The following is a 12,784-nucleotide window of genomic DNA, read 5'->3' as shown; positions in this document are numbered from 1 at the left end:
TTTCTTTCTGAGACCTCATTGCGGCGGCGTCGCTCTGAAACTTGTCCGTCTTCCTGTATCTCTTGCAAGAACACTCGCAGATGATTGTAGAACATCTGTATCGCTATTGTCAACCGATGCCGGATTCGTTTGCTCTGATCAGGGGGAGAGCTCCGCATCTCCAGAGGGTTGCCTGCATCGTGGCTTGCCTGCGTCGTGGCTTGCCTGGATCGTGGGCTGCGCCCGCGCTGTGCTCGTCGTGATCTCGGTCACATCGCGCCGTGAGCGGCAGCACAGGAGCGTGGCGGGACGCCGCCGGGACCCCGGCGCAGCCCTACGTTGCGGTCACCCTGTCAGAGGCTTGGACGTGCCGCTCAGCTCGGTCAACGCAGGACAGCGGGTGCGGATCGAGTCCCTGCCCCAGCATCCGGCCCTGAAGCTGAGCAGGTAGAAGCCGAACAGCACCAGCCCCGGCGCCCACCAGGGCCGCGGGAAGAACACCCCCACCAGGAAGAGATACACCGTGAGCCGGGCCTGGCAGAGGGCGAAGGGGATGCAGAGCATCGCCAGCAGGCGCATGCCCCGGTCGCGGATCACGCGGGTGCCCAGGATCGAGGGCACGTTGCAGCCGAAGCCCATCACCTGCAGCACGAAGGCCCGCCCGTCCAGCCCCAGCCACACGCCGTCGATCAGCAGGCCCCGCACGAACTCCGGCGCGCCGATTGCCGCCAGGGCAGGGTCCAGCGCCAGGTTCTGGATGCCGTCGAGCAGGCCCGCCAGCAGCTCCTGCAGCGGCGCGGTGATGGCGTAGAGCAGCTGGAACACCAGCAGCACCAGGGCCAGGTGACCGATGTGGCAGGCCTGGCCTCCAGCCCCTGCCCCGGGGCCGCCCGATGGCGGGGGGGGATGATCGGAGCCGGACCGCTCCCTTGCCCCGGCCACCAAGCCGCCGCCGCCCTCCATGCTCCGACTCGCCCAAGCCCTTGAAGCCCAGCTCGCGGCGGCCCTGGAGCGGGCGTTCCCCGAGGCGGCCGCCGCGGCCCGATCCGCCGGGAGCCCCCTGGATCCCCAGCTGGCGCCCGCCAGCAAGCCCGAATTCGGCGACTTCCAGGCCAACGGCGCCCTGCCCCTGGCCAGGCCGCTGAAGCAGCCGCCGCGGGCGATCGCCACCGCGATCGTGGCGCAGCTTCAGGCCGATCCGGCCTTCGCGGAGCTCTGCGCTGAACCCCAGATCGCCGGGCCCGGCTTCATCAACCTCACCCTGCGGCCCCAGCGGCTGGCGGCGGAGGTGGCCGAGCGGCTGGGCGACCCGCGCCTGGGGGTGCCGCGCGTGCAGGGCCCCGGGGGCAAGGCACCGGCGCCGGTGGTGGTGGACTTCTCCAGCCCCAACATCGCCAAGGAGATGCACGTGGGGCACCTGCGCTCCACGATCATCGGCGACGCGCTGGCGCGGGTGCTGGAGTTCCGCGGCCACCCGGTGCTGCGGCTCAACCACGTGGGCGACTGGGGCACCCAGTTCGGCATGCTGATCACCCACCTCAAGCAGGTGGCGCCCGAGGCGCTCACCACCGCCGACGCGGTGGACCTGGGCGATCTGGTGGCCTTCTACCGCGAGGCCAAGAAGCGCTTCGACGAGGACGAAGCCTTCCAGGCCATCGCCCGTGAGGAGGTGGTGAAGCTGCAGGGGGGCGATCCGGTGTCGCTGAAGGCCTGGGGGCTGCTGTGCGACCAGAGCCGCCGCGAATTTCAGAAGATCTACGACCGGCTCGACATCCAGTTGCGCGAGCGCGGCGAATCCTTCTACAACCCCTATCTCGAGGCGGTGGTGGCCGATCTGGAGGCCGCCGGCCTGCTCGTGACCGACGCCGGCGCCCGCTGCGTGTTCCTCGAGGGGGTGAGCGGCAAGGACGGCCAGCCGCTGCCGGTGATCGTGCAGAAGAGCGACGGCGGCTTCAACTACGCCACCACCGACCTGGCCGCGATCCGCTACCGCTTCGCGCCGCCGCCTGTGGGTGACGGGGCCCGCCGGGTGATCTACGTGACCGACGCCGGCCAGGCTGGGCACTTCGCCGGCGTGTTCCAGGTGGCGCGGCGGGCCGCCTGGGTGCCGCAGGGGGCGCGGCTGGAGCACGTGCCCTTCGGGCTGGTGCAGGGCGACGACGGCAAGAAGCTCAAGACCCGCGCCGGCGACACGGTGCGGCTGCGGGATCTGCTCGATGAGGCGGTGGAGCGGGCCGAGGCGGATCTGCGCCGGCGCCTGGAGGAGGAGGGCCGCAGCGAAGACGAGGCCTTCATCGCCCACGTGGCCACCACGGTGGGCCTGGCGGCGGTGAAGTACGCCGACCTCAGCCAGAACCGGATCACCAACTACCAGTTCAGCTTTGATCGGATGCTGGCGCTGCAGGGCAACACGGCGCCCTATCTGCTCTATGCCGTGGTGCGGATCGCCGGCATCGCGCGCAAAGGGGGCGATCTGGAGGGGGCGGTGGAGGCCTCTTCCCTGCGCTTCAACGAACCGCAGGAGTGGGCCCTGGTGCGGGAGCTGCTGAAGTTCGACGCCGTGGTGGCCGAGGTGGAGGAGGAGCTGCTGCCCAACCGCCTCTGCAGCTATCTGTTCGAGCTCAGCCAGGTGTTCAACCGCTTCTACGACCAGGTGCCGGTGCTCAAGGCCGACCCTGAAGCCCGCCTCTCGCGCCTGGCCCTCTGCCGGCTCACGGCCGATACCCTGCGGCTGGGGCTGGGGCTGCTGGGCATTCCCACGCTGGAGCGGATGTGAGCCGGCGGGCGGGTCCGGGCCTGCCGTCAGGGTGACGCTTCGGGGTCGTCCCCGAAGAAGATGCGCGCGGCGTTGCCGCCGGCCACCCGCCGCCGGGCCTGCGGGGAGAGGGCCTGCAGCAGGGCGTCGTAGCGGCGCAGCCGCTCACCCAAGCCGTCGAAGTGGCCCACCAGATCGGAGCCGATCATGAAGCGGTCGGCGTGGCGTTCCACCAGGGCGATCCACTCCGGCCGCACCAGCCCGCGGGCGCACATCTCATCGTCGAACCCCACCCAGGACGTGTCCACGTGCAGGCCCGGGTGGGCCGAGAGCATGCGGTCCACCATCGCGTGGTAGCGCTCGTGGAACACCCGCCGCGACAGGCCGCAATGGCCCCACACCACGGTGAGGCGGGGATGGAGGCTGAGGGCCTCTTCCAGTTCGTGCAGATAGACGTAGTGGTCGTGGCGGCCCACGGAGGTGCTGTTCTGATGCAGCAGGATCGGCAGGCCGTGCTCCTCGCAGAAGGCGTACACCGGCATCATCGCCGGGTGGTTGGCCCGTGCCGTCTCCTCCTGGGTGAGGTTGGTGAGGTCGTCATGGCGCAGCAGCACCTCCCCCACGCCGCGCCACAGCCCCGGCTGCCGCATCAGCCGCTCGATGTGCCGCACCCCATGGCGGTCGGTGGGATTGAAGCCGCAGATCAGGGGCGCGAACCGGCGCCGCTGCTCGGCCGGGAGCTCCTGGAGGCTCTCCGCCACCAGCTGGTCGGTGTAGGCGTAGTAGTAGCAGCGGGCCTCGTCGTCGAGGTAGTAGTGGGGCTCCACCGGATCGAAGGCCTCCCACTTCTTCACCAGGGGCATGCCGAACAGCACGGCCCGCTCCACCCCGGCGGCGTCCATGTGGCGCAGCAGCACCTCCATGCCGTCGGAATCCTGCAGGAAGTCCACCAGGTGCAGATGGCTGTCGATCAGCGGCAGGCCAGGCACACCCATCAACCTAGGCCCAGGTATCGGGGTGGGGGCCGATCCGGCCGGCCTCGCCCCGGTCGAGCCCATCGATGGCGGCCATCTCCTCGTCTGAGAGCTCGAAGCCGAACAGGTCGAGGTTGTCCTGCATCCGCTGCCGGTGCGCCGATTTCGGGATCACCCCATGGCCATGCTGGCAGTGCCAGCGCAGCACGATCTGGGCCACCGTTCTGCCGTGAACGGCGGCGATCCGGCCGAGCAGGGGGTCGAGCAGCAGACTCCCCTGGCCGAGAGGGCTCCAGGCCACCACCACCACCCCATGGCGCTGGGAGGCCTGGCGGGCCGTGCGGTTGGCGAAGTAGGGGTGCACTTCGATCTGATTCACGGCCGGCACCCGGCCGGTGGCGCCGATGATGCGCTCGAGGTGGGCGGGCTGGAAGTTGGACACGCCCGCCGTGCGCAGACGCCCGTCGTCCACCAGGCTCCCCATGGCGTCCCAGGTGGACACGTAGTCACCGCCGTAGCGGCTGGGCAGGGGCCAGTGCATCAGGAACAGGTCGAGCTGCTCGAGCCCGAGCCTGGCCAGGGTGTCGCCGAACGAGCGCCGCACATCCTCCGGGCGGTGGTTGTCGTTGCCGAGCTTGCTGGCCACGTAGAGCTCCTGCCGCGGGAGGCCGGAGACGCCGATCGCCTCGCCCACGCCCTGCTCGTTGCCGTACATCTGGGCGGTGTCGATGTGGCGGTAGCCCACATCGAGTGCGGTGGCCACCGCCCGGGCGGTGGCCGCGTTGTTCGCCCGGGTGGGCTGATGGTCTGGATGGATGTTGAACGTGCCGAAGCCGATCTGCGGCAGGGCAGTGCCGTCGAGCAGCGGGATTCGAGGCGTGCCGGCCATGGTGCCGCCCCCGGGGTGCCACCAGCGTAGGGGCCTCAGGCGGAGGCATGGCGGCGCCAGCTCCCCACCAGCAGGGCCACCAGCAGCGCCAGGGCCAGCAGGGTGAGCGCCAGTGGCCGCTGGGTCGCGTGGGGCAGCAGCGTGGCGAGGAACACCACCAGGGCCGAGCCCTCCTGCTGCAGGAAGCCGGTGAGGGCGGAGGCCTGGCCGGCACGGGTGGGGAAGGCCTGCATGGGCATCGCCAGGCCGATCGGGATGATCAGGCCGCAGCCGATGGTGACCAGGGCCATCGGCAGCACCAGGGAGGCACTGCTCAGTTGGGCTGTGATGCCCAGCAGGAGCATCAGCAGGCTGCCGCCCACGAGCCAGAGGCCCCCGGCGGCCAGCAGGCGGTGCTGCCCCACCGCCACCACCCGGCGGCTCACCGTGGCGGCGCCGGCCAGGTAGGCGGCGCTCATCGGCAGGGAGAGCTGGCCGAACCGGCCCTGGCCCGCCCCCAGATCCGTCTCCAGCAGGAAGGGGCTGACCGCGTCGTAGCAGGCCAGCATCGCGGTGCTGAGCGTGGCGAGGGCCGCCGGCAGCAGGAAGCGCGGATGCAGCAGCAGCGTGATGTAGCCGGCCAGGGTGGCGCCGGGATGCCCGCCGAAGCTCCGCTGCGCCGGGGCGGGGCTGTGGGTTTCCTTCACCCAGCGGAGGATGAACCAGGCCGTGGCGAGGGCGGCGAGGGCGAGCAGGAGAAAGTCCAGCCGCCACGAGCCCAGGCGCGCCACCAGGCTGCCGGCGAACGGCACGATGCCGAGGGCTCCGGCGAAGCAGATGCCCACGATCGACATCCGCTGGGCCAGGCAGCGGTCGCTGAACACGTCCCGCAGCGCCGCCCTGGACACGGAGGTGCCGCAGCCGGCCCCGATCCCCATGGCGAGCCGCACCAGCAGGAAGGCGGGCAGGGAGGTGAGCGTGGCCAGCAGGAGGCTGGCCGCTGCGTAGAGTCCCAGACCGGCCAGCAGCACGAGGCGACGGCCATGGCGATCGGCCAGGGGGCCCCAGACCAGCTGGGCCAGGCCATAGCCCAGGGCATAGGTGGTGATCGTGTTCTGGGCCGCGGCGTCGCTCACCTGGAAGTCGCGCGCCATGGCGGGCAGGGAGGCGAGGTCCACAAACAGCCCGGCCTGGCCCAGCACCGAGCCGAGGCAGGCCAGCGTCACCACCGCCCAGCCGCCAGCCACCGCCCCGTCGCCCCCGGCCGGATCGTCAGCCGGATCGTCGGCCGCCTGGTCCTGGGGCCGTACCGGGGCCACGGTGGGATGGGGGTGCTGCGCCAGCTTCCCCTGCTCTGGCTGCCAGGGCAAGCCGCCGGCAGGTCCGCTTGCCTGCCGCTGGGGGAGCTCCCGTGCCTGCCGGGCCATCCCCTCGAGCTGGAGCAGGGCAACACGGCTCCCGATCCGTTCGAGCTCTACCAGGGGTTCAACAGGTGCTGCGACCAGGTGCCGGTGCCCAGGACCGACGCTGAAGCTGGGCCTGCTGGGAAGGCCCACCCTGGGGCGGACGTGAGGGGACGTGCGCGGACAGCGTCGCCACCACTGGCTCGAGGCGGCTCCCACCGACCGGCGGCGGCAACGGCCTACCTGGCTACTTTTTTTTATCCCCCTGCCCAGGTCCCTCCGGATCCGTGCCCAGCCGATGAAACGCTTCGCCATCGCCGCCCTCACCACCCTGGCCACCGTGGCGGCCCTCACGGTGCAGGTGCCTGCTCAGGCCAACCAACCCAACATGAAGGCTGCTCTGGTGAGCCTGAATCAGGCCAGGCAGAGCCTGGAGAAGGCCACCCATGACAAGGGCGGGCACCGCGTCAAGGCCATCCAGCTGATTGACGAGGCGATTCGGGAAGTGGAAGCCGGCATCGAATCGGGCCGCTGAGGCAGCGAGCCGCCGAGGCAATCGCCGGGATCAGGCCGGGGAGATCCTTCAGCCATCCGGCGCCTGCCTTCACCCCTGGGTGCATCGCGGCACGGGGATGGTGCGTCGAGGTTCGCGCGGTACGAACGCCTTGGACATGGGCGCCTTGGAGGCATCCCTCTCCGCGCCCTGTCTGGGTGCGCTCGGTGGGTGGTGATGCGTCGCGTGATTGAAGTGGAGGGGTCTGGTCCTGCCGCAGGGGGCTGGCCGGCGGGAGGATGGCACCGAAGCACCCACCCACCTGCAGCCGGCTGGCTGCCGTGACGTCTCCATGAAGTTCAAGGACTACTACGAGACCCTCGGCGTCGGTCGGGAGGCGAGCGAGGAGGAGATCAAGAAGGCCTACCGGCGTCTGGCGCGCCGCTATCACCCCGACATCTCCAAGGAGGAGGGCCACGAGGAGCTCTTCAAGGCGGTGAGCGAGGCCTACCAGACCCTCTCCGATCCGGAGAAGCGCCAGGCCTACGACCAGCTGGGCCGCCATCGCCCCGGCGAGGAGTTCCACCCGCCGCCGGAGTGGGACACCCGCTTCTGGCAGGGCCAGCCCTACCGGGAGGTGGACCTCTCGGAGCTGTTCGAGCAGATGGGCTTCCGGGCCTCCCAGCGGCGGCAGCCGGGAGGGGGTGACTTCCCGATTCGCGGCCAAGACGTGGAGGCCGTGGCCCGCCTCCGGCTGGATGAGGTGTGCCACGGCACCGAGGTGACGCTGGAGAAGCCGGAGGGACTGGTGCGCATCCGGGTGCCGAAGGGGGTGGTGGATGGCGAGCGGCTGCGCATTCCCGGCCGCGGCGGCGCCGGCAGCGGCGGGGCACCCAACGGCGATGTGTACCTCAGGATCGAGCTGCTGCCGCACCCCCTGTTCCGGCCGGTGGGGCACGACCTCTACCTCGAGCTGCCGCTGGCCCCGTGGGAGGCGGCCCTGGGGGCCGCGATCGAGCTCCCCACCCTCGAGGGCCGGGTGACGGTGCAGGTGAAGCCCGGAGCGCAGCCGGGCCAGAAGCTGCGGCTGGCCGGCAAGGGCCTGCCGAAACGGGGGCAGGGCGCCGGTGATCTCTACGGCGTGCTGCAGATCGTGGTGCCGAAGGAGATCGGCGAGGCGGAACAGCAGCTCTATCGTGAGCTGGCGGCGGCGTCCTCCTTCCAGCCCCGTCCGCAGTTCAACGGAGGGTCGAGCGATGGCTGACGATCTGCTGATCCCGGCGGAGGGCGACGCACCGGTGGAGTCGGCGGAACTGCTGGCGGCCTCGGGCCTGGCCCAGGAGGAGCTGGTGGAACTGGTGGAGTTCGGGGTGTTCGAAACCCAGGCGGGCGGCAGCGGCTGGAGCTTCCAGGCGCGGGTGGTGCACCAGGCCCGGCGGGCGGTGAAGCTGCGCGATGCCTTCGGGCTCAACCCCCCCGGCATGGCCCTGGCCCTCACCTATCTGGAGAAGATCGAAGCGCTGGAGCAGCGGGTGCGGGAACTAGAGTGTCATCTGCCCCGTTGAGACCAGGGAGGTTGTCGCCATGGAGCCTGCCGATCTCACAGCTACCGAGCAAACAGCTACCCAGCGAACAGCTTCCGAACTCACCACAACCGAACACAGCACCGAGGCCCTGATCACCCGGCACCTGAGCGTGCAGCAGGTGAGTGATCTGGCCCTCTACGAGCAGCATTCCGCCATCATCCAGCGGCTCTGTGACGCACTGGGCTTCGAGCAGCCGGCCACCGCGATGGCCTGGGTGTTCGATCAGCTGGAGCAGTCGAAGGATCTGCAGAAGGCGATCTTCGATCTGCTCAACGACTGACGCCCAGCGCCGCACGCGGCAGCACAGGGCCGCCATGGGGGTGTACGGCTGGACACGGTCTGGAGCCGGTGATCCGGGATACGGTGCCGGCATCCAGACGCAAGGGTTGGCAGCGGCCTGATCGCCTGCCCTACGCCACGCTTGCTCGTTGCCACTCCGGGAGGTTCCTGTTCCCATGCGCACGGTTACCCTGCACGCCTTCAACTGGACGTACCAGGACATCCTTGACAACCTGGATGCCATTGCAGCGGTGGGCTACGGCGCCATTCTGATCCCGCCGCCGCTGTATTCCGACCCGAACGGCGAGGCCTGGTGGCAGCGCTACCAGCCGAAGGATTACCGCATCCTGCTCTCCCACCTCGGCGGCAAGCGGGAGCTGGAGCAGCTGATCGCCGCCTGCCATGCCAGCGACCCACCGATCCGGGTGTATGCGGATCTGGTGATCAACCACATGGCCAACGAAGCCCGCGACGACCGGCTGAACTTCCCCGGCGCGGCGGAGCTGGAGCGCTACCGGCAGGATCCGGACACCTTTGAGCGCAACCGGCTGTACGGCGATCTCGGCGAAGGCCTGTTCTCACCGTGGGACTTCAACCAGGCGGGCGAAATCGACGGCCATGAGTGGAGCGATCGTGGCGCCGTGCAGTTTCAGAACCTCTCCGGCCTGCCCGACCTGCAGGATTCTGCCTGGGTGCTGGAGCAGCAGCACCAGATGGTGAGCGCCCTGGTGGCGATGGGATTCGATGGGTTCCGCGTGGATGCCATCAAGCACATCACCGAGAAGATGGTGGACAACCTGGCCGACAGGCCCGCTGTGAGGAACAAGTTCTGGTTCGGCGAAGTGCTCACCGGCGGCGATCACGATGAGCAGGTGTTTCTGTGGCCCTTCCTGCAGGAAACCTGGATGTCTGCCTATGACTTCCCCCTGTTCACCACGATGCGGGAAGCCTTCGGTTTCGGGGGGTCGATGCGCAGCCTGGTGGACCCCGCCGCTGCTGGCAACGCCCTGCCCTGGCACCGTGCCGTGACGTTTGTCGTGACCCACGACATCCCCCACAACGATGGCTTCCGTTACGCCATCCTCGATCCCCAGGATGAGCATCTGGCCTATGCCTATGTGCTGGGCCGCGATGGGGGCGTGCCGCTGATCTACTCCGATCACAATGAATCCGCCTATGCGGTGGATCGCGACCGCTGGTTCGATGTCTACAAGCGCGCCGACCTTGCGGCCATGGTGCAGTTCCACAATGCCGTGCACGGCGAGGCCATGGCCCTGCTCCATGCCACCGACGTGCTGCTGATCTTCCGGCGCGGCGAGCGGGGGATTGTGGCGATCAACAAAAGTGCCACCGAGCAGTGGGCCGAGTTCAGCACCTGGGGGCTGAGGAACCCGGGGCAGTACAGGGATCTGATCCATGGGCACACCATGACCCTCTCCGGCGACCGGCTCAGCCTGTTTGTGCCGCCCCGCACAGCCCAGATGTGGCTCGCCACGGGGTAGCTCGGGTAGCTCGGGTAGATCAAGCCGATCCACCCGTCGGCGCCGCCCCGCTCCAGGCGATGCCGGCCAGCTCCGCCAGGGGCCGCTGCCAGCTGGCCAGATCGTGGCGGTCCATGCGGTGCAAGTGGTCGTGGCCGCAGGCGCGGGCCATCGCCTGCATCAGCGCCACCGTGGCCCGCAGGAAGCGATCCAGCCACTGGGCGGCGGGCTCCACCTGCAGACGGCTCCGCAGCGCGGGATCCTGGGTGGCCACCCCGGCCGGGCAGCGGTTGGTGTGGCAGATGCGCGAGCCCACGCAGCCGATCGCCTGGATGGCGGCATTGGCCAGGGCGATGCCGTCGGCGCCCAGGGCCAGGGCCTTGATGCAGTCGGCGGGGGTGCGGATGCCGCCCGTGATGATCAGGCTCACCTGGCCGCTGGCGCCGCGGCGCTCGAGATGGGCCCGGGCCCGGGCCAGGGCGGGAATGGTAGGCACGGCGATGTGATCGCGCAGCAGCTGCGGGGAGGCGCCGGTGCCGCCGCCGCGGCCATCGAGGATCAGGTAGTCGGCCCCGGCCTCGAGGGCGAAATCGAGATCCGCCTCGATGTGCTGGGCGCTCAGCTTGAAGCCCACCGGGATGCCGCCGCTGAGCTGCCGCACCCGATCACCGAACTGGCGGAAGTCGTCTGGGGTGCGGAGGTCGGCGAAGCTGGCGGGTGAACAGGCGGCCTCACCTGCGGGGATGCCCCGCACCGCGGCGATGGCGGCCGACACCTTGGCGCCAGGCAGGTGCCCGCCCACGCCGGTCTTGGCCGCCTGGCCGGCCTTGAAGTGAAAGGCCTGCACCCGGCTCAGGAGCTCCTCGCGATAGCCGAACATCGCCGGGGCGAGTTCGTAGAGGTAGCGGTGGTTGGCGGCCTGCTCGGCGGGCAGCATGCCGCCTTCGCCGGAGCAGATGCCGGTGCCGGCCAATTCGGCGCCGCTGGCCAGGGCCCGCTTGGCCTCCTCGGAGAGGGCCCCGAAGCTCATGTCCGACACCAGCAGGGGGATCTCCAGCCGCAGCGGCTGCCGGGCCCGGGGGCCGATCACCAGCTCGGTGCCCACCGGGGCGGCATCGGCCAGGGGCTGGCGCGCCAGCTGGGCCGTGAGGATCTGGATGTCGTCCCACCGGGGCAGCAGGGAGCGGGGCACCCCCATCGACACCACCGGCCCCTGGGGCCCCACCTGCGCGAGGCCGTGCTCGGCGAGCTGGTGGATCAGCTCCAGATTGGGCTCCTCCTGCGTGGCCCGGGGCTGGGGCATCTTGCCGCCGGAGGACGCGCCCTGCTCCGGCGGCTCGTGCTCACCCTCCTCGTCCTCGCCCGCTTCGGCATCTCCGCTGTCGGCATCCCCGTCCTGGTCCACGGCGTAGGTGGTGCCCACCCGATCGGCGGGAACGCGGGCATGGGTGCCATCGCAGTAGGGGGGCGTGGCGGTCTGCTTGCAGCGGCAGAGCACCGCCTTGCCGCTCTTCTGGGCCACGAAGGCCAGGGGAGTGAAGCCGCTGCCCTCGTGGGAGCCGTCGCAGAAGGGCTGCTCCGAGGAACGGCCGCAGGCGCAGTAGTAGTACTCCTTCCCCTCCTCCAGGCTCACGGCGATGGGCGTACGGGCGGCAACCTTCGGCGCGGTCATCGGTCGTTCTCCACTAACTCCGGGGCCCGGGGCCCCTCTTTCAGTCTGTGGGCCTTCAGCTGGATCGGCAGCGTGGGGGCCAGGCTTGTTCAAGAACGATCGCGACACGGCCCTTGTCTGAGCCGCCGTCAGGAACGATCAGCTCCTCGCTGATGGTCAGGCGGCCGCGCAGTTCCACAGGGAGGGCTTTGTGCTCCGTGAACGACGGGTGGCCGAGTGAATCCCACAGGAGTGCCCCGTGATAAGCAGCCTTTGGCTAGACGTCTGCATGGAGGAGTGAATTCAGACTCCACGGGGCAGGTTCTGGCGAGCCAGTACCAGCAGCTTTCCCAGTGATCTGCCTCGAAAAATGATGGCCTTCGTAGGCGACGTATTACTCTATCGCGCTATCGGGTGCCCTGTGCTGCAACCAGGATCAAAGAATGTTGATCTAGGAGAGATGTCTGATCACAGTGCATGGCGATAAGTCTGCTCGCGACCAAAGAGGCTGGTGCTCGCTGCGCTCCATGGGCGGACTGCCTTGCTGTAAGGCTTGCGGTTCATCTTCGCGGCGCTACTCGCAACCGGCACTTCAGTGCACACGCGGATAGCAACTCTCTGTTTGCAAGTGAATTCATAGCACCTCTTTCCCGCGCCTGGAGGATGGCCAATGCTGCCGCTGCATGGGCTTTGGCTACGGTGTGAGGAACGTTAAGTTGCTGATCTTTGCCTGCGCGGTTGAGCTCGTCGCTGCTTGTGGGTCAAGGGATGCGCCAGCCAGTTTCAGAAGCTTGAGGGGGATGTCCATGCGTTTATCTTTTGCAAGCAGAGCCAACTCATTGATTGGGGGCGTCTTTCCCTGATAAATCGCCTCACCACTCGTCAGGTAAAAGTTGATTCCGTTGGACCAAGAGTCTGGAAGTTTGAGCTCTGAATTAAATTCTCCCATCAGACTGATAGCGGAGAAGCTGAGGCTCGCCAGCTTGAAGGCGCAGGAAACTTGATCCGCATTGGATTTTGTCCACTCATCTTTAAGCTGCGCAGCGCCATAGGCCAGCCATATAGCGTCCACTCCCAGCTTTAGATGTGGATGAATCTGGGAGCTGATAAAGGATGCGACTGACTTCAGAAGCGACAACTCTGGGGTATGGCTGAAAAGGCTTGACGTGGCTCTCGGAGTCGCTATCAACGCTGGAAACTGTCTCGGATGATATTGGCCGAGCAATCCATCGATTGACTTCGCTGCTCTGCTGTACTGCTCTAGAAGTGGCTTGGTTGAAACAATTAGACCAGGGCAGCCGTTTTCTGTTCCGGT

The 12,784-nt window shown here is 68.6% G+C and carries 12 protein-coding genes; 6 read left to right on the top strand and 6 right to left on the bottom strand.

Going from position 1 to position 12,784, the window contains the following annotated elements:
- Positions 1-324: 324 nt before the first annotated feature.
- Positions 325-921, bottom strand: a complete 597-nt coding sequence (locus CBM981_RS16215; RefSeq protein ID WP_369801602.1) for a hypothetical protein — start codon at positions 919-921, stop codon at positions 325-327.
- A gap of 19 nt (positions 922-940) precedes the next feature.
- On the opposite strand from CBM981_RS16215, the gene argS reads away from it, so the two are divergent.
- Positions 941-2,755, top strand: coding sequence for an arginine--tRNA ligase (gene argS / locus CBM981_RS10040; RefSeq protein ID WP_087068289.1), 1,815 nt, complete (start codon positions 941-943; stop codon positions 2,753-2,755).
- A gap of 26 nt (positions 2,756-2,781) precedes the next feature.
- Here the strand turns inward: argS and CBM981_RS10035 are convergent, their stop codons facing one another.
- From CBM981_RS10035 to CBM981_RS10025, 3 genes are read right to left on the bottom strand one after another with little or no spacing between them, the layout of a single operon-like run.
- Entirely contained in the window at positions 2,782-3,729 is a 948-nt protein-coding gene (locus CBM981_RS10035; protein ID WP_087069341.1) for an amidohydrolase family protein, read from the bottom strand.
- A gap of 4 nt (positions 3,730-3,733) precedes the next feature.
- The gene (locus tag CBM981_RS10030) at positions 3,734-4,597 is read right to left on the bottom strand and encodes an aldo/keto reductase (protein ID WP_087068288.1); all 864 of its coding nucleotides are present in this window, start codon (positions 4,595-4,597) and stop codon (positions 3,734-3,736) included.
- A 35-nt stretch (positions 4,598-4,632) separates the two neighbouring features.
- The gene (locus CBM981_RS10025) at positions 4,633-5,895 is read right to left on the bottom strand and encodes an MFS transporter (protein ID WP_172820871.1); all 1,263 of its coding nucleotides are present in this window, start codon (positions 5,893-5,895) and stop codon (positions 4,633-4,635) included.
- A gap of 382 nt (positions 5,896-6,277) precedes the next feature.
- Between CBM981_RS10025 and CBM981_RS10020 the strand changes: the two genes are divergently transcribed.
- The 5 genes from CBM981_RS10020 (at position 6,278) to CBM981_RS10000 (ending at position 9,839) form a co-directional block, all read left to right on the top strand.
- The gene (locus tag CBM981_RS10020; RefSeq protein WP_197686653.1) at positions 6,278-6,514 is read left to right on the top strand and encodes a hypothetical protein; all 237 of its coding nucleotides are present in this window, start codon (positions 6,278-6,280) and stop codon (positions 6,512-6,514) included.
- Between the two features lie 310 nt (positions 6,515-6,824).
- Positions 6,825-7,736 (top strand): DnaJ C-terminal domain-containing protein, encoded by a 912-nt coding sequence (locus CBM981_RS10015; protein ID WP_087068286.1) that lies wholly within the window; start codon positions 6,825-6,827, stop codon positions 7,734-7,736.
- On the top strand, positions 7,729-8,037 hold the full coding sequence (locus CBM981_RS10010; RefSeq protein WP_087068285.1) for a chaperone modulator CbpM: 309 nt from the start codon (positions 7,729-7,731) through the stop codon (positions 8,035-8,037). Before CBM981_RS10015 ends, CBM981_RS10010 begins: the two co-directional genes overlap by 8 nt.
- Before the next feature lie 19 nt (positions 8,038-8,056).
- Complete coding sequence (locus CBM981_RS10005; RefSeq protein ID WP_087068284.1) at positions 8,057-8,338, top strand: hypothetical protein; 282 nt, start codon at positions 8,057-8,059, stop codon at positions 8,336-8,338.
- Between the two features lie 175 nt (positions 8,339-8,513).
- Positions 8,514-9,839, top strand: coding sequence for an alpha-amylase family protein (locus tag CBM981_RS10000; protein ID WP_087068283.1), 1,326 nt, complete (start codon positions 8,514-8,516; stop codon positions 9,837-9,839).
- A 19-nt stretch (positions 9,840-9,858) separates the two neighbouring features.
- On the opposite strand, the gene CBM981_RS09995 is transcribed toward CBM981_RS10000, so the two are convergent.
- Both CBM981_RS09995 and CBM981_RS15350 read right to left on the bottom strand, forming a co-directional pair.
- Positions 9,859-11,490, bottom strand: a complete 1,632-nt coding sequence (locus CBM981_RS09995) for a glutamate synthase-related protein (RefSeq protein ID WP_087068282.1) — start codon at positions 11,488-11,490, stop codon at positions 9,859-9,861.
- A gap of 673 nt (positions 11,491-12,163) precedes the next feature.
- A complete protein-coding gene (locus CBM981_RS15350) occupies positions 12,164-12,607 on the bottom strand; it encodes a hypothetical protein (RefSeq protein ID WP_157665402.1) in 444 nt (147 codons plus the stop codon).
- Positions 12,608-12,784 lie beyond the last annotated feature (177 nt).

Source organism: Cyanobium sp. NIES-981 (genome assembly GCF_900088535.1).
Lineage (GTDB): Bacteria > Cyanobacteriota > Cyanobacteriia > PCC-6307 > Cyanobiaceae > NIES-981.
This window is presented reverse-complemented; position numbering and strand designations above follow the sequence as displayed.